Consider the following 26579-nt stretch of genomic DNA (forward strand, 5'->3'; position numbering starts at 1 on the left):
GTAACTAGCGGCGAGCGATGGCGTCGAGCTCGCGCGCCAGCCGGCGCACGGCCTGCCCGGGCGTCTGCCGCCCGGTGAGCGCGTCCTGCACGACCGCCTGCACGGCCAGGCTGACCTGGTCGTAGTGCGGGCTCTTGGGCCGCGGCCGGGCGGTGAGCACGGCCGTGCGCAGGGTCGGCAGATAGGGGAACCGCTTGGTCAGCGCGGGGTCCTCGTAGAGCCCGGCACGTACGGGCGGCAGCGCGCCCCGGGTGAGCACCTGGCGCTGCACGGGCGCGCTGGTGAGATAGGCGATCAGGCGCGCGGCGGAGTCCGGGTGCCGGGCGTGGGAGTTGACCGCGAGGTTGGAGCCGCCGAGGACGCTGGTCCCCGGGCCGTCGGGGCCGGGCAGCGGTACGGCACCGATCCGGCCGGCGACCTTCGAGCCCCGCCCCGAGGCGACGGCGTAGGCGTAGGGCCAGTTGCGCAGGAAGAGCAGCCTGCCGTCCTGGAAGGCCTGTTTGGACTCCTCCTCCTTGTACGTCAGCGCCTGCTTCGGGATCCAGCCCTCGCGCAGGCCGCGGACGAGGAAGCCGATGCCCTCGCGGGCGGCGGCCGAGTCGACCGTGACCCGGGTGCCCTCGCCGCCGAGGATCGTGCCGCCCGCCGAGTACACGGCCTCGGCCGCGTTCACGGTCAGGCCCTCGTAGGGCAGGAACTGGCCCGCGTAGCCGTCGAGCCCGTACTTCGGCGCGATGGTCCTCGCGTCGCGCTCCAGCTCGGCCCAGGTGTGCGGCGGGGGCACGCCTTCCTTGGCGAGGATGTCCTTGCGGTACAGGAGAAGCCCGGCATTCGTGACGTACGGGACCGCGTACAACCGGCCGTCGTACGTGGCCGTGTCCACGACCGGCGGCAGGAAGCTGTCCAGCGGGAAGCGGTCGCGGGGCAGCGGGCGGATCCAGCCGGCCGCCGCGAACTCCGAGGTCCAGTCGACGTCGATGTTCAGCACGTCGAAGCGGCCCCGGTCGCCGCCGCGCAGGTCGGTCGTCATCTGCGCGTGCGTCTCGTCGGCGGAGTCCGGCAGCTCGACCAGGGTGACCTTCTCGCCGGGGTGCGTGCGGTTCCAGCCCTGGAGCAGCGGGCCGAGATAGCCGGTGAGGTCACCGGCGGTGGCCAGGGTGAGCGGGCCGCGCCCGCCGCCGGCCGCCTCGTCGGCACGGGCGCCGGAGGCGACGTACCCGGCCAAGATCACCACGAGAACGAGAAGGCCCCTACCGGCGGCGCGTATCCACCGCATAGGTTCCTCCCTGTACACCGGCACCACGGGCACCCTTGCCCACCCTCGTCCGAGGACCGAGGCCATGTATACCCGTTAGGTATGCGCGATACTAGGGCCTGGAGCACATGGAGCAGACAGGAGGACAGCACGAGTGCGCCTGCCCCTCCTGGCACTCCTCGCCCGCGGCCCGGCCCACGGCTACGAGCTGAAGCAGGACCTTGAGCAACTGCTGGGCGCCGCGTACCCTCAGCCGAACGTCGGCCAGGTCTACGTCACCCTCGGTCGCCTGGAGAAATCCGGGCTGATCGCGGGCGAGGACGTCGAGCAGTCCAGCCGGCCCAACAAGAAGGTCTACCACCTCACCGAGGCCGGGCGTGAGGCGCTGCGCGTCTGGTTCGAGGAGACCGAGGACGAGCCGCGGGTGCGGGACGAGTTCTTCATGAAGCTCGCCCTGGCCCCGCAGACCGGTCTCGCCGACCAGGTCGCCCTCATCAACCGCCAGCGGCGCCAGTACCTCAACACCATGCGCGACCTGTCGAAACTGGCCGCGGCCGAGAACCGGGACAACCGAATCGCCCAGCTGCTGATCGAGGGCGCGATGCTGCACCTGCAGGCCGACCTCGACTGGCTGGAGCGGTGCCAGGAGGAACTGGAATGACCGAGCACCCCGCTCCGGTGCTGCGCGCCGAGGGGCTGGTGAAGACCCACCACGGCGAGGGCGCGCCCGCGCACGCCGTACGCGGGGTGGACCTGAGCGTGGCGCGCGGCGAGTTCGTGGCGATCACCGGGCCGTCCGGCGCCGGCAAGTCCACGCTGCTGCACCTGCTCGGCGGGCTGCAGCGGCCGGACGCGGGCAGCGTCTGGCTCGACGGCCGGTGCACGGACTCCTTCAGCGAGGCCCGCTGGGCGGTGGAGCGCCGCAAGGCCATCGGGATCGTCTTCCAGTTCTTCAACCTGGTGTCGAACCTGTCCGTCGCCGACAACGTCGAGCTGCCCGCGCTGCTCGCCGGCGTCCCGCCGAAGAAGGCCCGCGCCGAGCGGGAGGCCCTCCTGGCCGAGCTGGGCCTGGAGGGCAAGGAGCGCAGCATGCCGGGCGAGCTGTCCGGCGGCGAGCAGCAGCGGGTCGCGCTGGCCCGGGCGCTGGTCAACCATCCGCCGCTGCTGCTCGCCGACGAACCGGCAGGCAGCCTGGACAGCAAGGGCACCCGCGAGGTGATGCGGCTGCTGTCCCGCTTCCACGCGCGCGGCCAGAGCATCGTCCTGGTCACCCACGACGCCCGGCTGGCCAGCGCCGCGGACCGGGTGATCAGCTTCTTCGACGGCCGCATAGCCGACGACGCGACCCTGGACGCGACGCCGTCGCCCCGCCGTGGCGGCATCTCCGGGGTGCTGGAGCTGAGGGACTGACCGTGCTGGACCTGAGGGACGTGCGGGCCACGTTGCGCTGGGCGCACTCCGATCTGCGGACGCACCGCGGCGAGGCGCTGTTCCTGGTGCTGGCCACCGCCGGCATCGTGGCCTCCCTGCTGCTCGCCACCGCCCTGTTCGGCTACGCCACCAACCCCTGGCAGCGGACCTTCGCCGAGGCACGCGGGGCCCACGTGTGGCTGCACACCGCGCCGTCCGCCGACGCCCGCGAGCTGGCCCGGCTCGACGGCGTCACCTCCGTCGCCGGCCCCTACCGCACCGAGTCCGCCACCGTCGCCGCCCGCGGCACCCGCGCCTCCGTGGAACTGCGCGGCACCCCGCGCCCGCCCGCCGTCGGCCGCCCCCTGCTCACCGCCGGACGCTGGCTGGACCCGGCCACGCCGGACGGGGTGGTGCTGGAGAGCAGCCTCGCCCGGGCCCTGCTGGCCGAGCCCGGCGACACCCTGACGCTGCCCGGCACGGCCCGCACCCTCACCGTCGAGGGCGTCGCGGACAGCGCCGAACCCCCCTACCGTCCCGGTGAGCAGCCGGGCCTGGTGTGGGCGCTGCCCTCCGCGGTGCGCGCCCCGGCCGACCAGGTCATCGGGCTTCGGCTCGACAATCCCGCCGACACCGACTACGCCGTCCAGCGCGCCGTCACCGTGCTGGGCTCCGGCGCGGTCGGCGAGGTCTCCACCTGGCAGCAGGCCCGCGCCGAGGCCCAGGACGCGGGCCGGCTGCTCGGCCAGGTGCTCGGACTGTTCGGCCTGGGCGCCCTGATCGCCGCCGGCTTCGCGGTGCACGGCGCGATCGCCACCCGCATCCGGGGCCACCTGCGCGACCTGTCGGTACTGAAGGCGATCGGCTTCACGCCCGGCCAGGTCGTACGGATCTTCCTGCTCCAGCACCTGGCGTACGCCCTGCTCGGGGCCGTCGCCGCGGCGGCGCTGACCGAGGGGCTGGGCAGCCGGGTCCCGGGGCGGCTCGGCGACGCGGTGGGGGTGTGGCAGGGGCTGCCCGGGCACAGCCTGGCACTGTGCGCGGTCCCGGCCGGCGCGGTGCTGTTCATCGGCCTGACCACCGGGCTCGCGGCCTGGCGGGCGGGCCGGGTGCCGCCGGTTCCGGTGCCGCGCCCGGCCGCCCGGAAGGGCGCAGGGCTGACCGGACCGGCCCGGCGGGCGCTCGGCCTGCGGCTGCCGGCCGCGCTGGTGCTCGGCTGCCACAAGGCGTTCGCCGGGCGCGGCCGGTCCCTGGCCACCGTGGCCCGGCTGACCCTGCCGCTGCTGCTGATCGTCGTGGCGCTCAGCGCCTGGACCACGCTCGACCGCTTCCACAGCAGCCCCGAGCGGGTGGGGCTGCCGACGACGCTCACGGTCCGCTCGGACGGCGCCCTGGACGCGTCCGGCGTACGGGCCGTGCTCACGCGCGACGCCCGGGTCCGCGCCGCCTACCCGGGCGTCGAGGTGGCCGCGCTGGTCCCCGGCCAGACCGGCACCATCGCCCTGCGCGGCGTCGGCACCCGCGCCGAGCCCTACCCGTACGCCCTCGCCGAGGGCCGCGCCGCCCGCGGACCGGACGAGGCGGTGGCCGGCCAGGGCCTGCTCGACCTGCTGCACGCGCGGGTCGGCGACTGGGTGCGGATGACGGTGGGCGACCGGCCGCAGATCCTGCACATCGTGGGCCGCACCCTCGAACCGCGCAACGCCGGCCGGGTCGTGACCACCTCCCTGGACACCCTCCGCGAGAACGACCCGGGGCTGGCCCCCGCCTTCCACGAACTGCGGCTGCGCCCCGGCGCCGACCCGCACCGCGTGGCCGCCGCGCTCGCCTCGGCCGGCCGCGGCCACCTGGAGGTGCATCCCGTGACGAACCCCGCCGACGGGCTGTCCCCGCTGCGCGGTGTCGTCGCCGGGCTGATCGCCGTCCTGGCCCTCATCGGACTGGTCGAGCTGCTCACCGCGATCGGCGGCAGCGTCCGCGAGGGCGAGCGGGACGTGCTGGCGCTCCGGGCGATCGGCATGTCCCCCCGGCAGATCACCGCGATCACGGTGACGGCGACGAGCTGTACGGCCCTGGCGGCGGTGGTCGCCGGGACCGCGCTGGGGCTGCCGCTGGCCCGTCGGCTGATCGACGCCCAGGGCGGCTCCAGCGGCATCGGCGCCGGGATCGCCCAGTCCCCCTCCCCCGGCCTGCTGCTCCTGCTGGGCGCGTCCGCCGTGCTGGGCGCGGCGGCCCTGGCCACACTGCCGGCGACCCGCTCGGCCCGCCGCCGCCTCGCGGACACGTTGAGCGCGGTGGGCTGAGCGGGGGTTCGAGCGGGCGGACCGAGCGGGCGGGCGGACCGAGCCGGGTGCGGTGGCCGTGGCGGTGCGGGCGGCCCGCGGCCGGGTCAGCTCCGGCCGCGCAGCTCCCGGTACGTGGCGACCAGCGCCCTGGTCGACGCGTCCAGGCCGGGGACCTCGGCGCCCTCGGTGAGGGCCGGTTCGACGCGCTTGGCGAGGACCTTGCCCAGCTCCACGCCCCACTGGTCGAAGGAGTCGATGTTCCACACCGCGCCCTGCACGAACACCTTGTGCTCGTAGAGGGCGATCAGCTGGCCGAGCACGGACGGGGTCAGCTCGCGGGCGAGGATCGTGGTGGTCGGCCGGTTGCCCTGGAAGGTCTTGTGCGGGACCAGCTCCTCGGGCGCGCCCTCCGCGCGGACCTCCTCGGCGGTCTTGCCGAAGGCGAGCGCCTGGGTCTGGGCGAAGAAGTTGGCCATCAGCAGGTCGTGCTGGGCCTTGAGTTCACCGCTCAGCTCCGCGACCGGCTCGGCGAAACCGATGAAGTCCGCCGGGATCAGCTTGGTGCCCTGGTGGATCAACTGGTAGTAGGCGTGCTGCCCGTTGGTGCCGGGCGTGCCCCACACCACCGGTCCGGTCTGCCACTCGACCTGCTTGCCGTCGCGCTGCACCGACTTGCCGTTGGACTCCATGTCCAGCTGCTGGAGGTAGGCGGTGAACTTCGACAGGTAGTGGCTGTACGGCAGCACCGCGTGGGTCTGGGCGTCGTGGAAGTTGCCGTACCAGATGCCCAGCAGGCCCAGCAGCAGCGGGACGTTGGCCTCGGCGGGCGCGGTGCGGAAGTGGTCGTCGACGATCCGGAAACCGTCCAGCATCTCGCGGAAGCGGTCCGGGCCGATGGCGATCATCAGGGAGAGGCCGATCGCGGAGTCGTACGAGTACCGGCCGCCTACCCAGTCCCAGAACTCGAACATGTTGGCCGTGTCGATGCCGAACGCGGCGACCTTCTCGGCGTTCGTGGACAGCGCGACGAAGTGCTTGGCCACCGCCGCCTCGTCGCCGAGCGCGGCCAGCAGCCACTGGCGCGCGGAGGTCGCGTTGGTGATGGTCTCGATGGTGGTGAAGGTCTTGGAGGCGATGATGAACAGCGTCTCGGCGGGGTCCAGGTCCCGGGTGGCCTCGTGCAGGTCGGCGCCGTCCACGTTGGAGACGAAACGGACCGTGAGGTCGCGGTCGGTGAAGCTGCGCAGCGCCTCGTAGGCCATCGCGGGGCCGAGGTCGGAACCGCCGATGCCGATGTTGACGACGTTCCTGATGCGCCTGCCGGTGTGGCCGGTCCACTCGCCGGAGCGGACCCGCTCGGCGAAGCCGGCCATCTTGTCGAGCACGGCGTGCACCTTCGGCACCACGTTCTCGCCGTCGACCTCGATGACGGCGTCCCGCGGGGCGCGCAGCGCGGTGTGCAGCACGGCCCGGTTCTCGGTGACGTTGATCTTCTCGCCGCGGAACATGGCGTCCCGGAGGCCGAAGACGTCCGTCGCCGCGGCCAGCTCGCGCAGCAGCCGCAGCGTCTCGTCGGTGACCAGGTGCTTGGAGTAGTCGATGTACAGGTCGCCGACCTGGAGTGTGTACCCGGTGCCGCGCGCGGGGTCGGCGGCGAACAGGTCCCTCAGATGGGTGTCCGCCAGCTCCTCCCGGTGCTTGGCGAGCGCGGTCCATTCGGGCGTCTGGTTGAGCCTGGTACGGCCGTCTGCGTTCATATCCGACTTCAGCCTTCTTTCGTGCCTGTCCCAGCTGGTCCAACCTAATTGATCACCGCACGGTGTGAGCCGTCGTGACGCCGTCGTCCGGCGCGACAACAGGTACGTCCGCCGTGCGGACCGGTATCAGCGCGGTGACGGACAGGACGAAGAAGGCCGCCGTGAGCAGGGCCGGCGTGTTGGGCCCCCAGGCCGTGGCCACGGCGCCGCCGAGAAGCGCGCCCAGCGGGGCTCCCGCGACGGCCAGGGTGCGGAAGGCCGAGCCGACCCGGCCGAGCAGGTCGGCGGGGGTGCGTTGCTGCATCAGGGTGGTGGAGTTGACGTTCCACAGCATGCCCATGAACCCGAAGACCGCGAGGGCGGCCGTCAGGGCGGTCAGGCTGCGCACGGTGCCCATGACGACGAGGGCGCCGATCTGCACGGTGCCGGCGAGCAGCACGGCCCGCAGGGCGCCGGTCCGGGCCGTGATCTGCCGGTTCGCGACTCCCCCGGCCAGCCCGCCGACGGTGTACGCGGTGGCCGCCGCCGCGTATCCGCCGCTGCCCGCGTCGAGCCACCCGGTCACCAGGACCACCAGGGTGGCGATCAGGGCGCCCATGCCGATGTTGCACAGGGCCGTGGAGGCGCACAGCCCGCGCAGGGCCCGGTCGTGCCAGAGGGCGCGCAGCCCCTCGGTGATGTCCCGGCGCAGGGTGCCGCCCGCCGGTCTCGGCGCGCGCTCGGCCGCGCCGGTCCGCAGGGACGCGACCAGCGCGGCGGCCACGAGGAAGGTGGCCGCGTCGGCCGCGAAGGGCACGGCCGCCCCCGCGGCGATCAGGACCGGCACGGCGGGCGCCCCGAGCAGCCCGCCGGCGATCTTCTGCCCGGTCAGCAGCCGGGCGTTGGCACCGCCCAGTGCCTCCCGGCCCACCAGCGCCGGCAGCAGGGCCGTGGCCGCGTTGTCGAAGAGCGTCTGAAGGGTGGTCAGCGTGAAGGCGAGCGCGATGAGCAGGGCGATCGAGGCGTGCCCCAGGGCGACGACCACCGCGAAGGAGGCGACGAGCAGTCCGCGTACCGCGTCCACCGCCCACATGGCCCGCCTCTGGTCCACGCGGTCGGCGACCGCCCCGCCGAGCAGTCCGAAGACGATCCACGGCAGGTAGCCGCAGGCGGTCACGGCGGCGATGAGCAGGGGCCGGTCGGTCAGCGAGGCGGCGAGCAGCGGCAGCGCGGCCGTACGCAGCGCGTCACCGAAGCCGGAGAGCACGGCGGCGCTCCACAGCCGTCCGAAACCCCCGCGCCACGCGAGCGCGCGCCTGACCGCCGGCCCGGCCGTCCCGACCTCTGTCACGAACTCCCCCTCACGGTTCCCGCCTTCACGAAAACCGTAGAGGGCACCACTGACAATCGGTCGGCGCCGAGCGGCGGATACGGCTCCGGCCGGGCGCCCGCGGGCACCCGGCCGGTGAAAGTCCTAGATCTCGCCGCGCAGCTTGGCGAGCGCCTCGGCGAGGATCGCCTCGCCGTCCGCGTCGCTGCGCCGCTCCCGCACGTACGCGAGGTGCGTCTTGTACGGCTCGGTGCGCGGCGGGTCCGGCGGGTTGTCCCGGTCCTGGCCGGCCGGGAAGCCGCAGCGCGGGCAGTCCCAGGTCTCGGGAACCTGCGCGTCGCTGGCGAAGCTGGGCTGCGTCTCGTGCCCGTTGGAGCACCAGAAGGAGATGCGCAGACGCGGCGCGGACTCGCCGCGCTCGGCCTCGCCCATCGGCCCCGCCCCGACCCGGCTTCCACGGATCGCGTTGCCACTTGCCACGGTCGTAACTCCCTGCGTGATGGTGCCGCGAAGCGAGTCGGCGTTTCGCTTCGCCGCGAGCGCCTCAGTCTACGTAAGGCCCAACGCGCGTCCAGTGATTGGAGTTACCGGCCCCCCATATCCAGACGCAAGCCCCATGATAGGCCGCGCTCAGCGGCGCGTACCGAACATGGGGCTTTACGAGCGGAATGTGCTGTTCGCGTGTCAGCTGGTCGTCTTCATCAGCATGCCGAGGACGATGATGCACGCGAACCACAGCACGCCCACCACGATGGTGATCCGGTCGAGGTTGCGCTCGGCGACCGAGGACCCGCCGACGGAGGACTGCATGCCGCCGCCGAACATGTCGGAGAGGCCGCCGCCCTTCCCCTTGTGCATCAGCACCAGCAGCATCAGCAGCAGGCTGAAGACGATCAGGGCGATCGAGAACCCCAAAACCACGGCTGGACCAACTTCCTCGGATTCGGATGGACGACGGGGGCACAGCACCTCGGCTGTGCCCCCGCAAGAGTACGACGTATCGCGGCTACCGCCTACTCACAACCAGGATCACTGGTCGCGGAAGCGCACGATCTTGACGAACTCGTCGGCGTCCAGCGAGGCACCGCCGACCAGGGCGCCGTCGATGTCGGCCTTGGCCATGATCTCGGCGACGTTGCCGGACTTCACGGAGCCGCCGTACTGGATGCGGATCTTGTCGGCGACGTCCTGCGAGTACAGCTCGGCGAGCTTGGCGCGGATGGCGGCGCAGACCTCCTGGGCGTCGTCGGCACCGCAGACCTGGCCGGTGCCGATGGCCCACACGGGCTCGTAGGCGATCACGATCGTCTCGGCCTGCTCGGCCGGCAGGTCCTTCAGGCCGCCCTCGATCTGGGCGAGGGTGTGGGTGACGTGGTTGCCGGCCTGGCGGACGTCCAGCTCCTCGCCGACGCACAGGATCGGGGTCAGGCCGTGCTTGTAGGCCGCCTTGACCTTGGCGTTGACGATCTCGTCGGTCTCCTGGTGGTACTGGCGGCGCTCGGAGTGGCCGATGACCACGTAGGTGCACTTGAGCTTGGCCAGCATCGGGCCAGAGATCTCGCCGGTGTAGGCACCGGAGTCGTGCTGGGAGATGTCCTGGGCGCCGTACTTGATCTTGAGCTTGTCGCCGTCGACCAGGGTCTGCACCGAGCGCAGGTCGGTGAAGGGGGGCAGGACGGCGACCTCGACGGCCTCGTAGTCCTTGTCGGCCAGGGCAAAGGCGAGCTTCTGGACGTGTGCGATGGCCTCGAGGTGGTTGAGGTTCATCTTCCAGTTGCCCGCCATCAGCGGCGTGCGGGTCGTCATGCGGGGTCAGTCCTCCAGTGCGGCGAGGCCGGGGAGCGTCTTGCCCTCGAGGTATTCGAGGGAGGCGCCGCCACCGGTCGAGATGTGGCCGAACGCGTTCTCGTCGAAGCCGAGCGTACGCACGGCAGCGGCGGAGTCACCGCCGCCGACGACGCTGAAGCCGTCCGAGTCGACGAGTGCCTGGGCGACCGCCTTGGTGCCCTCGGCGTAGTCGGGGTGCTCGAAGACGCCCATGGGACCGTTCCAGAACACGGTCGCGGCGTCGGCGAGCTTCGAGGCGTAGAGCTCTCGGGTCTTCGGGCCGATGTCCAGGCCCTCCTGGTCGGCGGGGATCTTGTCCGCGTCGACCACGGTGTTCTCGGTGGGCGCCTTGGTCTTCAGGTCCGGGAACTCCCGGGAGACCACGACGTCGACGGGGAGCACCAGCTCCACGCCCTGCTTCTCGGCCCTCTCCAGGTACTCGGTGACGGCCGGGATCTGGTCCTCCTGCAGGAGGGAGATGCCGACCTCGTAGCCCTTGGCCTTGAGGAAGGTGTAGGCCATACCGCCGCCGATGAGCAGCCGGTCGGCCTTGCCGAGCAGCTGGTCGATGACGGCGAGCTTGTCGGAGACCTTGGCGCCGCCGAGCGCGACGACGTAGGGGCGCTTGACGTCCTCGGTGAGCTTCTTCAGGACGCCTACCTCGGCGGCGATCAGGTAGCCGGCGTAGTGCGGCAGCCGGGCCGGGAGGTCGTAGACGGAGGCGTGCTTGCGGTGGACCGCGCCGAAGCCGTCGCCGACGTAGACCTCGGCGAGGGCGGCCAGCCGGTCGGCGAACTCGCCGCGCTCGGTGTCGTCCTTGGCGGTCTCGCCGGGGTTGAACCGCAGGTTCTCGATGACCGCGACCTGGCCGGGCTGGAGACCGTCGACGGCGTCGTGGGCGGCCGGGCCGACGGTGTCCTCGGCGAAGGCGACGGGGGCGCCGAGGAGTTCACCGAGGCGCTCGGCGGCGGGCAGCAGCGAGAAGGCGGGGTCCGGGGCGCCCTTGGGGCGGCCCAGGTGCGAGGCGACGACCACCTTGGCGCCGGCGTCGGCGAGGGCCTTGATGGTCGGCAGGACGGCACGGATACGGCCGTCGTCGGTGATCGTCCCGTCGGCCAGCGGCACGTTGAGGTCGGCGCGGACGAAGACCCGCTTGCCGCTCACGCCGTCGGCGAGAAGTTCGTCGATCGTCTTCATGGGAGTGGACTCCTACAGGAGGGCTCGTGGTGCACCTGATCGTAAAAGGACGTGGTCAGTACGTGGGACAGGGCCCGGACAGCGCGGCGGTGCGCTGCACGGGCCCTGCTCTCACTTCGGGGTCCTGCTGGCGATCAGAGCTGGTTGCCGACGAAGACCGTGAGGTCGACGAGGCGGTTGGAGTAGCCCCACTCGTTGTCGTACCAGCCGATGACCTTCACGTTCTTGCCCTCCTGGACCATGGTCAGGGAGGAGTCGAAGGTGCAGGACGCCGGGGCGTTGACGATGTCGGAGGAGACGATCTGGTCCTCGGTGTAGTCGAGAAGGCCCTTCAGCTCGCCCTCGGCGGCCTTCTGGAAGGCGGCGTTGACCTCTTCCTTGGTGACCTCGCGGCCGAGCTCCACGACCAGGTCGGTGACGGAGCCGGTCGGGACCGGGACGCGCATGGCGATGCCGTCCAGCTTGCCCTTGAGCTGCGGGAGGACCAGCGCGGTGGCCTTCGCGGCACCCGTGGTGGTCGGGATGATGTTCTCGGCGGCGGCACGGGCGCGGCGCAGGTCCTTGTGCGGGAAGTCCAGGATGCGCTGGTCGTTCGTGTACGCGTGCACCGTGGTCATCAGACCCTTGACGATGCCGAAGTTCTCGTCGAGGACCTTCGCCATCGGCGCCACACAGTTGGTGGTGCAGGAGGCGTTGGAGATGACGTGGTGGTTCGCCGGGTCGTACTTGTCCTGGTTGACGCCCATCACGATGGTGATGTCCTCGTCCTTGGCCGGAGCCGAGATGAGGACCTTCTTGGCGCCGCCGGCGATGTGCTTCGCGGCGTCTTCCTTCTTGGTGAAGATGCCGGTGGACTCGATGACGATGTCGACACCCAGCTCGCCCCAGGGGATGTCCGCCGGGTTGCGCTCGGACAGCACCTTGATGGTGTGACCGTCGACCGTGATGGTGTCGGCGGTGTGCGAGACCTCCTGCTTGAGGCGGCCCAGGATGGTGTCGTACTTGAGCAGGTGAGCGGTGGTCGCGGTGTCACCCAGGTCGTTGACAGCCACGACCTCGATGTCCGCCCCCTGCTCCAGCAGCGCGCGGAAGTAGTTACGCCCGATGCGGCCGAAGCCGTTGATGCCTACGCGGATCGTCACGAACCGATCTCCTCGTTGGTACGCCGGCCATGCGGTGCCGGCGAGCTCTGTTTGGGATGTCCCCGACCACCACCGACCCTACCTCTCTGAGGGCCCCGAGGTGACATCGAGATGTCCCATACACGGGCAGGCGGTCCGTACCCGCCAGTAGGGGTACGGACCACCTCGGATCGACAGCGGTTTCATCCGTATTCATTACGGAATGCGGGGCACTTCTGACGTCTCTTTCACTCGTTCGTGAGCGGGTCGGCTCACTTGATGAGTACCCCGTTTCTGCACCGTTGAGAGGGGGTTCCGCTCACCTGTCGAGCGCGTGGTACGCCGTGCGCAGCAGAGCCGCCCGGTCGGCCGCCGACGGCACCTGCTCCAGGCCGAAACCGAGCAGCACGGTGTCGTCCGTGGTGACCGCTCCATAGGTCTGGAACAGGGTTCCGGTGCGCGTCCAGTCCTTCAGCACCGCCGGGCTGCCGGCGGGCGGACCGGCCGCCTTCCAGGCGCCCAGCGACGACTCGAAGCCCTCGGTCTCCCGCGCCGTGCCGCCCACGACCAGCGAGGCGTCGTCGGCGAGGACCCCGTGCCCGCCGGTGCCGGGGTCGGTGACGTAGCCGAGCGAGACCTCGACGGACTTGCCGGCGTACGCGCTCAGATCGAAGCTCACCCGCTGCCAGCCGGCGGAGCTGCCGGTGAGGCTGTGCCAGGAACCGGTGGTGCCGGTCGCGGTGCAGGCGTTGCCCGTGAGCGTCAGGTAGTGCTTCAGCCACGGGTGCTCGCCGATCAGGAACCCGGCCCCGCAGTCCTCCGGGACGGCCGCCGTCGTCGCCCCTCCGGCCTCCGGCAGGGTCGTCCAGTCGTCGGCGCCCACGGTGTGCGCCTCTACCACCGCGTGGTCGTAGCCGGGCTCGGTGTCCCACAGCAGACGGGTGCTCAGGGCGGGCTTGTCGGCCGCGGTCACACCGGTGAGGTCGATGGTGCGGGTGAGGCGCTTGTAGGCGTCGTCGGTGTGCACGGCGGCCGCCATGGCGGAGCCCGCGAACGGCCCGTACGGGTTGACGGTCCCGGCGAAGGTGCCCGCGCCCGCGCTCTTGAACTGCGGGTACGCGGTGACCGGCAGCTCGTCGGAGGTGACGCCGTAGGTACCGGCCTTGTCCAGCGGGTTGCCGGGCGCGTCGCCGAGGGCGCCGGTGAAGCCGCCGAGCGCGCCGGAGCCGGTGAAGCCGGTGGCCCCCTTGGTCGACGTACGGCTGTAGGCGCCCAGGTAGTACTGGCTGAAGTCGTCCGACAGGGTGCCGTCGCCGAGGTCGACGCTGCCGCCGGCCAGCTCGCCGGCCTCGATCAGCCTGCCGCCCTCGTTGAGATAGGCGCGCAGCTGGAGCTGGGTGGCGTTGGCGGGGCCGTTCGCGCCGGAGTAGTGCACGACCGTCCGGAAGTGCTTCAGCACGCCCAGCGCGTCCGGGGCGCCCTGCGTGGCCACGTCCCAGACGAGGGCCCGGTGCCCCGCGGCCTTCAGCGCGTCCGCGTACGTCCGCGCCTGCGTGGCGGCCGTGCCCTCCTCGGCGACCACCAGGGTGTCCGCCCGCGGCCGCTCGGCGACGGTGTAGGTGAAGTGGGTGCTGGAGACCTTCCCGCCCTTCCCGGTCTCGCCGGTGAACCACACCTCGACCTTGTCGCCCGGCGCGCCGTCCTTCACCTTGGCGCGGTACTCGTCGAAGTAGAGGTCGTCCTCGCCGCCGTAGGTCTCGCCGCCCTTCCAGGACTTCAGCGCCCGCTCGCGCGTGCGGCCGCCGTTGACGCGGTACTTGAGTTCCTTGTCCCGGATCGCCTTGCGGACGACGACGGAGACCTCCTGGCCGGCGCCCCGGGAGTACGACGTGGAGAACGCGGCCGGGGTGAAGTCGGCGGCCTTCAGACCGACCGAGGAGGCCGGCTTGTCGGGGTGTACGGCGGTCTCGGCGACGGAGAGCGCGAACGGGACGTTCTTGGCGAACTCCTGCTGGATCAGCTTCTCGTCGTCGGGGAAGTTGAAGACCGACTGGCAGTCCTGGCTCTTCCAGGCGTCGCCGGGATCGAGGTCCGAGGCGGTCTGGCAGGTCGACATCTCCGGGGTGAACATCGCCATCCCGTTGACGTTCGACGCGTGGCCGTCCGCCTCGCCGTTGGTGGTGTACAGCTCCGAGGAGACCTGCGGGTGGTAGCCGGGGACGGCGGAGTTGCCGGGGGTGCCGGCCAGCGCCTTGTAGAGGACGTCGTCGGGGGTGGGCGTGGCCACCTGCCAGCCGACGCCGTAGAGGAGGAGTTCGGCGGCGGAGTGGTAGTTGATGGCGTACCGGAAGCCGACGCGCTTCTCGAAGCCGTCCAGCGCCCTGGTCTCGGGCTCGGACCCGGGGCTCGCGCCGCGGTAGGTCTGGCTGGTCGGGTTGGGGGACGAACCCTCGTCGTCGTAGCCCCACTTGTAGGCGAAGTTGCGGTTCAGGTCGACGCCGTCACCCGTGCTGATGACGCCGTCGCCGTTGACGTCCCGCAGGTTCTTGCGCCACAGGCGCGTGCCGGAGTCCTTGAAGGTGTAGTCGTAGCCGTCGGGGTTGGCCGAGAGGACGAACCACAGCTCCGTCGAGTCGACGATCTTCCTGACGCGTTTGTCGGTCCGGTAGTGGTCCAGGTAGTAGTGCATCAGCCGCCGGGTCATCTCCGGTGTGATCCACTCGCGCGCGTGCTGGTTGGACATGTACAGCACGGAGGGCTTGGAGCCGTCCTTCGACTTCTTCGCGTTCCTGGTCAGTTTGACCGCGAGGATGTCCTGGCCCTTGACGGTCCTGCCGATGGACTCGACCTTCGTGAGGCCGGGGTGGGCCCGGGCGGTCCGCAGGATCTCCTCCCTGAGCCCGCCGCTGCCGCTGTACGGGCGGAACACGCCCTGCGCGGCGTCCTCGACCCGGGCCTCGGCCCGGGCGGACAGGGAGTGCTCGGTGAGGGTGACGCCCTGCTTGCGCAGCTGCGCGGCCTGCTGGTCGGTGAGGTAGACCTCCACCCGGGTCCTGCCCCCCGCGGCGGCCTGCTGACCGAGTTCGTGTCCGTCCTGGCCGGCCTCGAGCAGCAGGGGTACCTGCTTCTTGGTGACCTCCGCGCGGAAGACCTTCACCTCGTCCGGTCCGGAGGGTGCCGGGCTCGCGCTCTGCGCCTGGGCTGTGGGTGCGAGGCTCGCTCCGCCGATCAGAAGCGCGCCGACAGCGAGGATCGATCTCGCTCTGTGTCTCATGAACCCCCCTAGCGGTGGTCCGCCACAGCGGCGAACAGGTTGCCAGGCTCATGTCACTTCATGATCGAGTCAAGAGCGCCTCACAGACACGCAAACGCCGGTGCCGACCACCCGATCGGAGGACGACACCGGCGAGTTGACGCCCCGTCCGGTCAGCCGGCGAGGTTGTCCGCGAGCTCCTCGCTGAGGTTCGCCTCCGTGCCCGGGATGCCCAGGTCGGCGGCGCGCTTGTCGGCCATCGCCAGCAGCCGGCGGATACGGCCCGCGACCGCGTCCTTCGTCAGCGGCGGGTCGGCGAGCGCGCCCAGCTCCTCCAGGGAGGCCTGCTTGTGCTCCATGCGCAGCCGGCCGGCGGCAGCGAGGTGCTCGGGCACCTCGTCACCCAGGATCTCCAGGGCGCGCTGCACCCGGGCCCCGGCGGCCACGGCGGCACGGGCCGAGCGGCGCAGGTTGGCGTCGTCGAAGTTGGCGAGCCGGTTGGCCGTGGCCCGCACCTCGCGCCGCATCCGGCGCTCCTCCCAGGCCAGCACCGACTCGTGGGCGCCCAGCCGGGTGAGCAGGGCGCCGATCGCGTCCCCGTCACGGACGACCACCCGGTCCACCCCGCGCACCTCGCGGGCCTTCGCGGCGATCGACAGTCTGCGGGCGGCCCCGACCAGCGCGAGCGCCGCCTCCGGGCCCGGGCAGGTCACCTCCAGGGAGGAGGAGCGGCCGGGCTCGGTGAGCGAGCCGTGCGCCAGGAAGGCGCCGCGCCAGGCCGCCTCCGCGTCGCAGGTGGCCCCCGAGACCACCTGCGGGGGCAGCCCGCGGATCGGCCGGCCCCGCCCGTCGACCAGACCCGTCTGGCGGGCCAGCTGGTCGCCGCCCGCGACGACCCGCACGACGTACCGCGAGCCGCGGCGCAGTCCGCCGGGCGCCATCACGATCAGCTCGGAGCTGTGCCCGAAGATCTCCAGGATGTCCCGCTTGAGCCGGCGCGCCGCCATGGCGGTGTCCAGCTCCGCCTCGATCACGATGCGCCCGCTCACCAGGTGGAGGCCGCCGGCGAACCGCAGAATGGCGGAGACCTCCGCCTTCCTGCAGCAGGTCCGGGTGACGGGGAGCCGGGAGATCTCGTCCTTCACCGCTGCCGTCATCGCCATGGGCCGATCCTTCCATGCATCCGAAAAATACGGTCGTACGCGGCGGCCAACAGCTCCGGGTCGTGCCGGGGGGAACCGTCGGGCCTGGCCACCGGCGCCAGCTCCACCGCGGCTCCCAGCCGCTTGGCGGCCTCGGTGAGCAAGTCGCGGTCGGGCACGGCGGCCTCGTCGGCCAGCACCACGTCCAGGGCGAGTTTAGGGGCGTGTCGCCCCAAAACCTCCAAATGACGCTGCGGGGAGAAGCCTTCGGTTTCTCCCGGCTGCGGCGCCAGGTTGAGGGAGAGCACACGGCGTGCCTTGGTCTCGGTGAGGGCGTCCAGCAGCTCCGGGACCAGCAGGTGCGGGATGACCGAGGAGAACCAGGAGCCCGGACCGAGCACCACCCAGTCCGCGTCCAGCACCGCGGCCACCGCCTCCGGGACGGCGGGCGGGTCGTGCGGCACGAGGTGCACCGACTGCACCTCGCCGGGCGTCAGGGCCACGGTCGCCTGCCCGCGCACCGTGTCCACGTCCTCCGGGCGGTCCGGGTCGTGCCCCTTGACCAGGGCCTGCAGCTCCAGCGGTACGGCCGACATGGGCAGCACCCGCCCGTGCGCGCCGAGCAGCTTGCCGACCAGGTCCAGGGCCTGCACATGGTCGCCGAGCTGCTCCCACAGGGCGACGATCAGCAGGTTGCCGACCGCGTGGTCGTGCAGGTCGCCCTGGGACTGGAAGCGGTGCTGGATGACCCGGGCCCAGGTCTGGCCCCAGTCGTCGTCGCCGCACAGCGCGGCCAGCGCCTTGCGCAGGTCACCGGGCGGCAGCACGCCCAGCTCGTCGCGCAGGCGCCCGCTGGAGCCGCCGTCGTCGGCGACGGTGACGACGGCGGTGAGATCGCCGGTGATCCGGCGCAGCGCGGCGAGCGACGCGGACAGGCCCATGCCGCCGCCGAGCGCGACCACCTTGGGCTGGGTGCCGCGCCGGCGCGGCCGGCCCCCGCGGGCCTCGGCCGGGCGGCCGGCGCGCGCGTCGGGCACCATCCGGCGCAGCCTGCCCAGCCGCGGTGTACGTCCCGTCATTCCCGTCCCATGTCCCGGTGCACGACCACCGTCTCCACGCCCTCGGCCGCGAGGCGCGCGGCGAGCTTCTCCGACATCGCGACCGAGCGGTGCTTGCCGCCCGTACAGCCGATGGCGATGGTCACGTAGCGCTTGCCCTCGCGCCGGTAGCCCGCCGCGATGAGCCGCAGCAGTTCGGCGTACCGGTCGAGGAACTCCTTCGCGCCGGGCTGGTTGAAGACATAGGCGGCGACCTCCTCGTTGAGGCCGGTGTAGGGGCGCAGCTCCGGGACCCAGTGCGGGTTGGGCAGGAACCGCATGTCCGCGACCAGGTCGGCGTCGACCGGCAGGCCGTACTTGAAGCCGAACGACATCACGGTGGCCCGCAGCTCGGGCTCCTCGTCGCCGGCGAACTGGGCGTCCATCTTGGCGCGCAGCTCGTGCACGTTGAGGCTGGAGGTGTCGATCACCAGGTCGGCGTCGCCGCGCAGCTCGCGCAGCAGCTCCCGCTCGGCGGCGATGCCGTCCACGATGCGCCCGTCGCCCTGGAGCGGGTGGGGACGGCGCACCGACTCGAAGCGGCGGACCAGGGCCTCGTCGGAGGACTCCAGGAAGACGATGCGCCGGGTGACGCCCCGGGTGTCCAGGTCGGCGAGGGACTCGCGCAGGTTGTCGAAGAAGCGCCGGCCGCGCACGTCGACCACGACCGCGATCCGCGCCACGTTGCCCTGCGAGCGGGCACCCAGCTCCACCATGGTGGGGATGAGGGCGGGCGGCAGGTTGTCCACGACGAACCAGCCGAGGTCCTCCAGACACTTCGCGGCCGTGGACCGGCCGGCCCCGGACATGCCGGAGATGATCACCAGCTCGGGGATGGCCGCCTCGGGGGCCCCGGCTGTCTCGCTGCCCGTACTCACCTGTGCTCCGTTGTCCTGGCCGGTGTCCTGCCGGACGACATCGTCGCCCGTGGCGCTGTGCGCCTGTTCTCGTCGTGCTGTGGGCTGTGCGTCGTGCTCGGTCATGTCTCCTGCCCCCGTCGTTCGTCCGGGGCACCCGCGGTCACGGGTTCCCCCGAGGAACCCCCCGTCGTGTCGGGTTCCTCGTCCTCAATGATCTCTCCGGTCGCCGTGTTCACGGCGGGTGCGGCCGGGGCCGCCTGGGCGAGGGCCACCGCGATGGTCTCGGCCGTCTTCCTGCCTATCCCGGGCACTTCCTGGATCTGCTCGATTGTGGCGGACCGCAGCTTCTTCACCGAGCCGAAGTGCTTGATGAGCGCCTGTTTGCGGGTCTCGCCGAGGCCGGGGACGTCGTCCAGCGGGCCCGCGCGGAAGCGCTTGGCCCGCTTGGTGCGCTGATAGGTGATCGCGAACCGGTGGGCCTCGTCGCGGACACGCTGGAGCAGGTAGAGGCCCTCGCTGGTGCGGGGCAGGACCACCGGGTCGTCCTCGCCGGGCACCCAGACCTCCTCCAGGCGCTTGGCGAGGCCGCAGACGGCGATGTCGTCGATGCCCAGCTCGTCCAGGGCGCGCCGGGCCGCCGCGACCTGCGGCTGACCACCGTCGACCACGACCAGCTGGGGCGGGTAGGCGAACTTCCTGGGACGTCCGTCGTCGTCCTTGAGGGAGTCGGTGATCACCTCCGTACCGGTGAGCGCGGCATCGCCGTCGGCGAGGGGAGCCGGGGTAGAGGAGCCGCCGGCGGAGGGGCCCGCCGCGTCGGAGCCGTGCGTTCCGGTGCCATCGGTGACGGGGACGTCGGCGGCGGGGATATCGGTGGCGGGGATCTCGGGGCCGGAGGCATCGGCGGAGGTGCCGTCGGCCCACTCCCCGGTCCGCTCCTTCTCGGCGAGGTAGCGCCTGAAGCGGCGGGTGATCACCTCGTGCATGGAGCGGACGTCGTCCTGGCCGGCGAAGCCCTTGATCTGGAAGCGTCGGTACTCGCTCTTGCGCTGCAGGCCGTCCTCGAAGACGACCATGGAGGCCACCACGTCGTCACCCTGGAGGTGCGAGATGTCGTAGCACTCGATACGCAGCGGGGCGCTGTCCAGGTCCAGGGCCTCGGCGATCTCCTCCAGCGCGCGCGAGCGCGTGGTCAGGTCGGAGGCGCGCTTGGTCTTGTGCAGCGCGAGGGCCTGCTGGGCGTTGCGCTGCACGGTCTCCATCAGCGCCTTCTTGTCGCCGCGCTGCGGGATGCGCAGCGACACGTTCGACCCGCGGCGGCCGGTCAGCCACTCCTGGACCGGCTCGACCGGCTCGGGCAGCGCCGGGACCAGCACCTCCTTGGGGACCGCGTCGCCGGTCTCCTCGCCGTACAGCTGCTGCAGCGCGTGTTCGACCAGGGCGCCGGTGGTGACCTCCTCGACCTTGTCGGTCACCCAGCCGCGCTGACCGCGGACCCGGCCGCCGCGCACGTGGAAGATCTGCACCGCCGCCTCCAGCTCGTCCTCGGCGACGGCGATGAGGTCGGCGTCGGTCGCGTCGGCGAGCACGACCGCATTCTTCTCCATGGCCTTCTTCAGGGCCTCGATGTCGTCGCGCAGACGGGCCGCCCGCTCGTACTCCATCTCCTCGGCCGCCTCCATCATCTGCCTCTCCAGACGGCGGAGGTAGGTGCCGGTGCGGCCGGCCATGAAGTCGCAGAAGTCCTCGGCCAGCTCCTGGTGGTCCTCGGGGGTGATCCGGCCGACGCAGGGGGCGGAGCACTTGCCGATGTAGCCGAGCAGGCAGGGGCGGCCGGTGCGGGCGGCGTTCTTGAAGACGCCCGCCGAGCAGGTGCGCACCGGGAACACCCGCAGCAGCAGGTCGACGGTGTCCCGGATGGCCCACGCGTGCGCGTACGGCCCGAAGTAGCGCACGCCCTTCTTCTTGTGACCCCGCATCACCTGCACCCGCGGGAACTGCTCGCTCATCGTCACCGCGAGGTACGGGTAGCTCTTGTCGTCGCGGTACTTGACGTTGAACCGGGGGTCGTACTCCTTGATCCAGGAGTACTCCAGCTGCAGCGCCTCCACCTCCGTGGACACCACGGTCCACTCCACGGACGCGGCGGTGGTCACCATCGTCCGGGTGCGCGGGTGCAGGTTCGCCAGGTCCTGGAAGTAGTTCGCCAGGCGCTGGCGCAGGCTTTTCGCCTTTCCGACGTAGATCACCCGGCGGTGCTCGTCGCGGAACCTGTACACCCCGGGAGAGTCCGGGATGTCTCCCGGCCTGGGGCGGTAGCTGGAGGGGTCGGCCATGTCTCACACCCTACTAACGAGCACCGACACCGCGTCGGGCCTGTGGACGGTGCCGGGCGGTCGGCGCCTCGGTCGCCGGGCGGCGATCTCGGCGCGGCCGCCGGGCGAGCCGGCCAGGTGTTCCCCGTCCCGGGCATCCCCCCGGCATCCCTCGGGCATCCCCGGACAGGCAGGACGGCCCCAGGGCGGGCGGCGGCCCCCTTCTCGGCACGCCGAGCCGCACCCCCGGCACATCCGACGGTCGCGTTCCGGCCATGCCGGGGACGTGTCGCGTGTCACCGTCTCCCCGGCGAGGCCCTTGATCAGGCCCGCGGCGGCCCGCGCGGGACCCCTCCCCCGTCCCGTGAACGGCAGGGTCCGGCCAGTCGTCCGGAACAGCCGGGCCCGAGGTGTTGTCGGGTTCTGGTCAACACGCTTCAATGCGGGGGAACTCGGGGCCCGTGCACACATGCGTACGGGCGCGCGGTGTGCCCGGCTACGGGCGTCCGCAGCGCCCACGGGGGTGGCCCCGCACACCCGCACAGGCGGTCTGACCAGCCGTAGCGACACTTCACAGAGAGGCCCCTCGGCATGCGGCATGCCACAGAGCACGCGGACGTCCCCACCGCGGAACTGGACACGGCCCTGCGCGGCGGCCCCTTCCACGTGGCGCTGCGCGCCGCGATCGCCGCACGCGGACTGCCGCTCCAGCGCGTGCAGCACCATCTGTCGCGCCACGGGGTCAAGGTGGGCGTCACCAGCCTGAGTTACTGGCAACAGGGCGCCCGCCGCCCGCAGCGCCCCGAGTCGCTGCGCGCCGTACGGGCACTGGAGGAGATCCTCCAGCTGCCGGACGAGTCCCTGATCCGCCTGCTCGCCGAGTCCGACGAGCGCGCGCCGGACGGCCGTCCGGCGGGCCGCTCCTACCGCTCCCTGATCGAGGCCTCCGACGTCGTGGACCGGCTCACCGCCGACCTCGGCCGGCCCCTGGACGGCGGACTGCACACCCTGGGCCACCACGAGTGCGTCCGGATCGGTGCCCGGCGCGAGCTGGCGAGCCGCGAGGCCCACCACATCGTGCGCGCCCACCGCGACGGCGTCGACCGCTTCGTCGCCGTCCACCACGGCGACCCGGGCTGCGACCCGCGCCGCATCACGGTGCACGCCCTGGAGAACTGCCGCACCGGCCGCCTCCACTGGGACCAGGACACGGGGGTCCTGGTGGCCGAGTTGCTCTTCGGCACCCGGCTGGGCTCCGGCGACACCTTCCTCTTCCGGTACGGCATCGAGGACGGCACGGCCGGCCCATCCCGTGAGTACCTCCAGCGGTTCGGCTGCCCCGGTGGCCAGTACGCGCTCCAGGTGCGCTTCGACACGGCCGCCCTGCCGGTACGCTGCCACCGCTTCACCCAGCACTCGGCGGCGGCCCCGCGCAGCGGCCGGCAGGAGCTTCCCGTGACCGGACCGCACCACTCGGCCCACGTGGTCGAGCCGCGGATCCGGCCGGGCATTGTGGGGATCGCCTGGGACTGGGGGTGAGCGGTCCCTCGCGTCCCCGCCCGCGGAGGCGTAGCGCCTGGCGCTGAGGCCGGAGCCCCTGGCCCCGCGGCCCTCCGGTCAGGCCGCCGGGCCGGCGACGATCCTGCCGTTCGCGGCCTTCACCGACAGCTCGTTCAGGGGCACGGTGGCCGGCGCCTGGACCACCTTGCCCGTCACGGCGTCGAACTGGCTGCCGTGGCAGGGACAGACCAGGGTCGTCCCTTGCAGCTTGTTGATGGGGCACCCCGCGTGCGTGCAGATCGTGCTGTACGCCTTCAGCGTGCCGTCCTCGTCGCGGCTGACGACCACGTTGTGGTCCCGGTACAGCTTCGCCCCGCCCTTGGCGACCTCGCTCTCGGCACCGAGGTCGACCGGCGCGGTCGGGGTGGCCGCGACCGCACCGCTCCCGTCGGGGGCCGAGCACGCGGCCAGGCCGAGGCCGGCGACCGGGGCGACAGCGGCACCTCGAAGGACGGTACGGCGGCTCGCGGAGGATCGGGCGGGCATCTGGTACTCCACTGGTCAAGGGGCGTGCAGGGCGACGATACCCGGACAGAGGGGTCGGGCCGGGGTCGGGGGCGGGTGGAGATCGGGGCGGGCGGGGGCATCGGAGGGCGTCGTGTGCGCTGGGGGGTGCCGGGGAGCGCCGGGGGCGGCGGAGGGCCGAGGCCGGCTGGTGGGGCAGGCGACAGCGGGGTGACGTAAACGCTTGCGTAAGCGTTTACGCGAGGCGGGGAGATGGGATAGCGTCCCGGCCGGAAGGTGCGGAGACCGCACGACCGGAGACGGCAGACGGCGGACGGCAGGCAGCCGAGGGACGGCTCGGTCGGACCCGTGGACCGGCGGTCTGGCGGCCTGGCGGTTCGGCGGTCACGGGCGGGTCCCGCCGCCGGATTATCGACTTGTCGGCTTGTCGACTCAGGAAGGGAGCGCAATGGCCACCATGGCGGATGTCGCCCGGAGCGCCGGAGTCTCCGTGGCGACCGTCTCCCATGTCCTCAACGGCACGCGTCCGGTGCTCCCCCACACCCGCCAGGCCGTGCTCGACGCCGTCGACGCCCTGGGCTACACCCCCAACACCCTGGCCCGCTCCCTGGTGACCTCGCGCACCCGCTCCATCGGCCTCGCGGTGTCCGCCATCAGCAATCCCTACTTCACCGAGATCCTGCAAGGTGTCGAGTCCGCTGCACTGGAGGCGGGCTACAGCCTGCTCATCGCCGATCCGCACGACGACCCCCGGCACGAGCGCAAGGTCGTCCAGCTCCTCCATGAGCGCCGGGTGGACGGCATGATCGTCGCCCCGTCCGCGGACCCCGAGGACCTCGTCGGCTATGTGCGCCGCCACGCGGTGCCGACCGTGTTCCTGGACCGGCTGGTCGACGCCGGCATGCCGGCGGATGTCCCGCCCGGTGATGGGGCGGGTGCCGCCACCGCCCTCGGCGCACCGGGTTTCGACCAGGTCTGCGCCGAGAGCGCCGCGCCGACGGCCCTGCTCGTCACCCACCTCGCCGAACGGGGGCACCGTCGGATCGCCCTGGTCGCCGGCCTGCCCGGGCTCAGCACCACCAGTGAGCGCGTCTCCGGCTACCGGGACGGCCTCGCCGCCGCGCGTCTGGCGTACGACGAACGTCTCCTCGTCTCCGGCAACTCCGAGTCCGCCGGTGCCGAGCGGGCCACGGCCGCCCTGCTCGGCCTGCCCGATCCGCCCACGGCCCTCGTCACCGCCAACAACGCGATGACCATCGGCGCCCTGCGCGCGCTGCGCCGGCACGGCCGGTCCGTGCCGGACGACATCGCCCTGTGCTGCTTCGACGACTTCGCCTGGGCCGACCTGTTCTCGCCCCGGCTGACCGCCATCGCCCAGCCCAGCCGGGAGCTGGGCGCCCAGGCCGTCCGGGTGCTCCTGGACCGGCTGGCCGAGCCGGACCGTCCGGCCCGCACGCTCCGGCTGCCGTGCACGTTCGTCCACCGCACGTCCTGCGGCTGCCCGGAGGCGCCGGGCCCCGCCGGGACGGACGGGTACACCGCACCATCCACGTTGTCCGAGAAGGGAACCGCCACGTGATCGTCGTCGCCGGTGAGGCACTGATCGACCTGGTACCGCAGGACCCGGGTGCCCTCGCGGACCTGAAGCCGGCGCTCGGCGGCGGCCCGTACAACACCGCCGTGGCCCTCGGCCGGCTCGGCTCCCCCACCGCCTTCTGCTCCCGGACGTCGGACGACGCCTTCGGCGAGGCCCTGCTCGACGGGCTGCGGCGGGCCGGCGTCGACGTCTCCGGCGTGCAGCGGGGGCCGGAGCCGACGACCCTCGCCGTCGCCACGATCGACGCCGCCGGCTCGGCCGCCTACTCCTTCTACGTCGACGGCACCGCCGACCGTCTGTTCACCGCCCCCGCCGCGCTCCCCGCCGGTACGCGCGCGGTGTCCTTCGGCACCTGCTCGCTCGTCCTGGAACCGGGGGCGAGCGCCTACGAGGAGCTGATGCGCGCCGCCGCCGGGCAGGGGCTGTTCACCGCGCTCGACCCCAACATCCGGGCGGGACTGATCCCGGACGCGGACGCCTACCGGGCGCGGTTCAGGAGCTGGCTGCCCTCGGTGACGCTGCTGAAGCTGTCCGCGGAGGATGCGGCGTGGCTCGGCGGCAGCCCGCGCGAGTGGCTGGCCGCGGGACCGGCGGCCGTGGTGGTCACGCGGGGCGGCGACGGTCTGACCGTGTTCACCCGGGACGGCGGGGAGCTTTCCGTGCCGGGTGAGAAGGTCGATGTCGTGGACACCATCGGCGCCGGTGACACGGTGAACGCGGCCCTGCTGCACGGGCTGGCCGCCCGGGACGCGCTGTCTCCGGAAGCGCTCACCACCCTCGGGACGGAGGGCTGGACGCGACTGCTGCGCTTCGCGGCACGGGCGGCGGCGATCACCTGCTCGCGGGCGGGGGCCGAGCCGCCGTACGCGGCGGAGCTGGGTGAGCCGGCCGCTCTCTGAGCGGCGGATTTCCCTGTGCTGTTGACAAGGTTCAGCCGGGCCTGCGGGGTGCGGGGACCTGTCGGGCCGCTGGACCGGGCGGGCTGATAGTGGAACGAGCGGCGCCCCGCGGGGAGTTCCCGCGGGGCGCCGGATTTTTTGATGTGTCGTCAGGACTTCCTCGAAGCGGTGTCAGGCCTTGCGGGCCCGCGTCGTCTTCTTCGCGGGCGTCGCCTTCGCGGGCGTCGCCTTCTTCGTGGTCGTGGCGGCCTTCTTGGTCGGCGTGCTGTTGGCCTTGGCCGTCACCGTCTTCCTCGCCGGCGACTTGGCCGCGGCCGTCTTCCGGGCCGTACCACCGCGCTGTGCCGTGACCGGCTCGGCGTCGCTGATGCGGTCGGCGCCGAGGATCTCGCGCAGGAACTTGCCCGTGTGGCTCGCCGGAACACCGGCGACCTCCTCCGGCGTGCCCTCGGCGACCACCAGGCCACCGCCGGCGCCGCCCTCGGGGCCCATGTCCACGATCCAGTCGGCGGTCTTGATCACGTCGAGGTTGTGTTCGATGACGATGACCGTGTTGCCCTTGTCGACGAGCCCGCCGAGGACCTTGAGCAGCTTGCTGATGTCCTCGAAGTGCAGACCGGTGGTCGGCTCGTCCAGGACGTAGACCGTGCGTCCGGTGGACCGCTTCTGCAGTTCGCTGGCGAGCTTGACGCGCTGCGCCTCACCACCGGAGAGGGTGGTGGCGGACTGGCCGAGGCGGACGTAGCCGAGGCCGACGTCGTGCAGCGTCCTCAGGTGGCGGGAGATCGCCGGCACCGCCTCGAAGAAGTGCATGGCCTCCTCGATCGGCATGTTCAGGACCTCGGCGATGGACTTGCCCTTGTAGTGGACCTCCAGGGTCTCCCGGTTGTACCGGGCGCCGTGGCAGACCTCGCACGGGACGTAGACGTCCGGGAGGAAGTTCATCTCGATCTTGATCGTGCCGTCGCCCGCGCAGTTCTCGCAGCGACCGCCCTTGACGTTGAAGGAGAAGCGGCCGGGCAGGTAGCCCCGGACCTTCGCCTCGGTGGTCTCGGCGAACAGCTTGCGGATGTGGTCGAAGACACCGGTGTACGTGGCCGGGTTGGACCGGGGGGTGCGGCCGATCGGCGACTGGTCGACGTGCACGACCTTGTCGACCAGGTCGTCGCCGTCCACGCGCGTGTGCCGTCCGGGGACGGTCCGGGCGCCGTTCAGCTCGCGGGCCAGGTG

The 26579-nt window shown here is 72.2% G+C and carries 20 protein-coding genes and 1 pseudogene; 6 read left to right on the forward strand and 15 right to left on the reverse strand.

What is annotated here, in order from left to right; translation table 11 throughout:
* Window positions 1-4: 4 nt before the first annotated feature.
* Window positions 5-1276: an ABC transporter substrate-binding protein gene (locus ABZ923_RS22240; RefSeq protein WP_361474503.1), complete on the reverse strand. Its 1272-nt coding sequence runs from the start codon at window positions 1274-1276 to the stop codon at window positions 5-7.
* A gap of 133 nt (window positions 1277-1409) precedes the next feature.
* Here ABZ923_RS22240 and ABZ923_RS22245 point away from each other — a divergent pair, with 133 nt between their 5' ends.
* From ABZ923_RS22245 to ABZ923_RS22255, 3 genes are read left to right on the forward strand one after another with little or no spacing between them, the layout of a single operon-like run.
* Window positions 1410-1916, forward strand: a complete 507-nt coding sequence (locus ABZ923_RS22245) for a PadR family transcriptional regulator (RefSeq protein WP_361474507.1) — start codon at window positions 1410-1412, stop codon at window positions 1914-1916.
* Window positions 1913-2665 carry an ABC transporter ATP-binding protein gene (locus ABZ923_RS22250; protein ID WP_361474510.1) on the forward strand — a complete coding sequence of 251 codons (753 nt, stop codon included), beginning with the start codon at window positions 1913-1915 and terminating at the stop codon, window positions 2663-2665. Before ABZ923_RS22245 ends, ABZ923_RS22250 begins: the two co-directional genes overlap by 4 nt.
* Window positions 2666-2685: 20 nt before the next feature.
* Entirely contained in the window at window positions 2686-4968 is a 2283-nt protein-coding gene (locus ABZ923_RS22255) for an FtsX-like permease family protein (RefSeq protein ID WP_361474557.1), read from the forward strand.
* An 86-nt stretch (window positions 4969-5054) separates the two neighbouring features.
* Here the strand turns inward: ABZ923_RS22255 and pgi are convergent, their stop codons facing one another.
* The 12 genes from pgi to uvrC all read right to left on the reverse strand — a co-directional run bounded on the left by pgi (window position 5055) and on the right by uvrC (window position 20849).
* Complete coding sequence (gene pgi / locus ABZ923_RS22260) at window positions 5055-6707, reverse strand: glucose-6-phosphate isomerase (protein ID WP_361474512.1); 1653 nt, start codon at window positions 6705-6707, stop codon at window positions 5055-5057.
* A gap of 52 nt (window positions 6708-6759) precedes the next feature.
* Window positions 6760-8037 carry an MFS transporter gene (locus ABZ923_RS22265; protein WP_361474515.1) on the reverse strand — a complete coding sequence of 426 codons (1278 nt, stop codon included), beginning with the start codon at window positions 8035-8037 and terminating at the stop codon, window positions 6760-6762.
* A 123-nt stretch (window positions 8038-8160) separates the two neighbouring features.
* Entirely contained in the window at window positions 8161-8496 is a 336-nt protein-coding gene (locus ABZ923_RS22270) for an RNA polymerase-binding protein RbpA (RefSeq protein ID WP_003976875.1), read from the reverse strand.
* Window positions 8497-8700: 204 nt separating this feature from the next.
* Window positions 8701-8937 (reverse strand): preprotein translocase subunit SecG, encoded by a 237-nt coding sequence (gene secG, locus ABZ923_RS22275; protein ID WP_361474518.1) that lies wholly within the window; start codon window positions 8935-8937, stop codon window positions 8701-8703.
* Window positions 8938-9045: 108 nt separating this feature from the next.
* Window positions 9046-9822: a triose-phosphate isomerase gene (tpiA, locus tag ABZ923_RS22280; protein WP_361474521.1), complete on the reverse strand. Its 777-nt coding sequence runs from the start codon at window positions 9820-9822 to the stop codon at window positions 9046-9048.
* Between the two features lie 6 nt (window positions 9823-9828).
* Window positions 9829-11040, reverse strand: coding sequence for a phosphoglycerate kinase (locus tag ABZ923_RS22285; RefSeq protein WP_361474524.1), 1212 nt, complete (start codon window positions 11038-11040; stop codon window positions 9829-9831).
* Between the two features lie 134 nt (window positions 11041-11174).
* A complete protein-coding gene (gene gap / locus ABZ923_RS22290; RefSeq protein WP_358639930.1) occupies window positions 11175-12182 on the reverse strand; it encodes a type I glyceraldehyde-3-phosphate dehydrogenase in 1008 nt (335 codons plus the stop codon).
* 298 nt (window positions 12183-12480) lie between these two features.
* Window positions 12481-15435 carry a M14 family zinc carboxypeptidase gene (locus ABZ923_RS22295; protein ID WP_361474527.1) on the reverse strand — a complete coding sequence of 985 codons (2955 nt, stop codon included), beginning with the start codon at window positions 15433-15435 and terminating at the stop codon, window positions 12481-12483.
* A 152-nt stretch (window positions 15436-15587) separates the two neighbouring features.
* Complete coding sequence (gene whiA / locus ABZ923_RS22300) at window positions 15588-16577, reverse strand: DNA-binding protein WhiA (protein ID WP_030583311.1); 990 nt, start codon at window positions 16575-16577, stop codon at window positions 15588-15590.
* Entirely contained in the window at window positions 16568-17635 is a 1068-nt protein-coding gene (gene yvcK / locus ABZ923_RS22305; protein WP_361474531.1) for a uridine diphosphate-N-acetylglucosamine-binding protein YvcK, read from the reverse strand. Before yvcK ends, whiA begins: the two co-directional genes overlap by 10 nt.
* Window positions 17632-18636, reverse strand: coding sequence for an RNase adapter RapZ (gene rapZ, locus ABZ923_RS22310; protein WP_361474534.1), 1005 nt, complete (start codon window positions 18634-18636; stop codon window positions 17632-17634). The genes yvcK and rapZ overlap by 4 nt, the downstream gene beginning before the upstream one ends.
* The gene (gene uvrC / locus ABZ923_RS22315; protein ID WP_361474537.1) at window positions 18633-20849 is read right to left on the reverse strand and encodes an excinuclease ABC subunit UvrC; all 2217 of its coding nucleotides are present in this window, start codon (window positions 20847-20849) and stop codon (window positions 18633-18635) included. The genes rapZ and uvrC overlap by 4 nt, the downstream gene beginning before the upstream one ends.
* A 570-nt stretch (window positions 20850-21419) precedes the next feature.
* Between uvrC and ABZ923_RS22320 the strand changes: the two genes are divergently transcribed.
* Window positions 21420-22367, forward strand: coding sequence for a hypothetical protein (locus ABZ923_RS22320; protein WP_361474540.1), 948 nt, complete (start codon window positions 21420-21422; stop codon window positions 22365-22367).
* Between the two features lie 78 nt (window positions 22368-22445).
* Here ABZ923_RS22320 and ABZ923_RS22325 read toward each other — a convergent pair whose 3' ends face one another.
* On the reverse strand, window positions 22446-22874 hold the full coding sequence (locus tag ABZ923_RS22325) for a Rieske 2Fe-2S domain-containing protein (RefSeq protein WP_361474543.1): 429 nt from the start codon (window positions 22872-22874) through the stop codon (window positions 22446-22448).
* 427 nt (window positions 22875-23301) lie between these two features.
* On the opposite strand from ABZ923_RS22325, the gene ABZ923_RS22330 reads away from it, so the two are divergent.
* Both ABZ923_RS22330 and ABZ923_RS22335 read left to right on the forward strand, forming a co-directional pair.
* Window positions 23302-24432 carry a LacI family DNA-binding transcriptional regulator gene (locus tag ABZ923_RS22330; protein WP_361474546.1) on the forward strand — a complete coding sequence of 377 codons (1131 nt, stop codon included), beginning with the start codon at window positions 23302-23304 and terminating at the stop codon, window positions 24430-24432.
* Window positions 24429-25349, forward strand: a complete 921-nt coding sequence (locus tag ABZ923_RS22335; RefSeq protein WP_361474549.1) for a carbohydrate kinase — start codon at window positions 24429-24431, stop codon at window positions 25347-25349. Before ABZ923_RS22330 ends, ABZ923_RS22335 begins: the two co-directional genes overlap by 4 nt.
* Before the next feature lie 171 nt (window positions 25350-25520).
* On the opposite strand, the pseudogene ABZ923_RS22340 reads toward ABZ923_RS22335, so the two are convergent.
* A pseudogene (locus ABZ923_RS22340) lies at window positions 25521-26579 on the reverse strand (excinuclease ABC subunit A); the annotation flags it as partial.

Origin of the sequence: Streptomyces sp. NPDC046881 (assembly GCF_040645015.1) — a bacterium.
GTDB lineage: Bacteria > Actinomycetota > Actinomycetes > Streptomycetales > Streptomycetaceae > Streptomyces.

Coding starts and splice junctions, on each gene's coding strand:
- ABZ923_RS22240 (WP_361474503.1), bottom strand. CDS start 1,276: ATGCGGTGGATACGCGCCGCCGGTAGGGGCCTTCTCGTTCTCGTGGTG.
- ABZ923_RS22250 (WP_361474510.1), top strand. CDS start 1,913: ATGACCGAGCACCCCGCTCCGGTGCTGCGCGCCGAGGGGCTGGTGAAG.
- pgi (WP_361474512.1), bottom strand. CDS start 6,707: ATGAACGCAGACGGCCGTACCAGGCTCAACCAGACGCCCGAATGGACC.
- tpiA (WP_361474521.1), bottom strand. CDS start 9,822: ATGACGACCCGCACGCCGCTGATGGCGGGCAACTGGAAGATGAACCTC.
- ABZ923_RS22285 (WP_361474524.1), bottom strand. CDS start 11,040: ATGAAGACGATCGACGAACTTCTCGCCGACGGCGTGAGCGGCAAGCGG.
- ABZ923_RS22295 (WP_361474527.1), bottom strand. CDS start 15,435: ATGAGACACAGAGCGAGATCGATCCTCGCTGTCGGCGCGCTTCTGATC.
- whiA (WP_030583311.1), bottom strand. CDS start 16,577: ATGGCGATGACGGCAGCGGTGAAGGACGAGATCTCCCGGCTCCCCGTC.
- yvcK (WP_361474531.1), bottom strand. CDS start 17,635: ATGACGGGACGTACACCGCGGCTGGGCAGGCTGCGCCGGATGGTGCCC.
- rapZ (WP_361474534.1), bottom strand. CDS start 18,636: ATGACCGAGCACGACGCACAGCCCACAGCACGACGAGAACAGGCGCAC.
- uvrC (WP_361474537.1), bottom strand. CDS start 20,849: ATGGCCGACCCCTCCAGCTACCGCCCCAGGCCGGGAGACATCCCGGAC.
- ABZ923_RS22320 (WP_361474540.1), top strand. CDS start 21,420: ATGCGGCATGCCACAGAGCACGCGGACGTCCCCACCGCGGAACTGGAC.
- ABZ923_RS22325 (WP_361474543.1), bottom strand. CDS start 22,874: ATGCCCGCCCGATCCTCCGCGAGCCGCCGTACCGTCCTTCGAGGTGCC.
- ABZ923_RS22330 (WP_361474546.1), top strand. CDS start 23,302: ATGGCCACCATGGCGGATGTCGCCCGGAGCGCCGGAGTCTCCGTGGCG.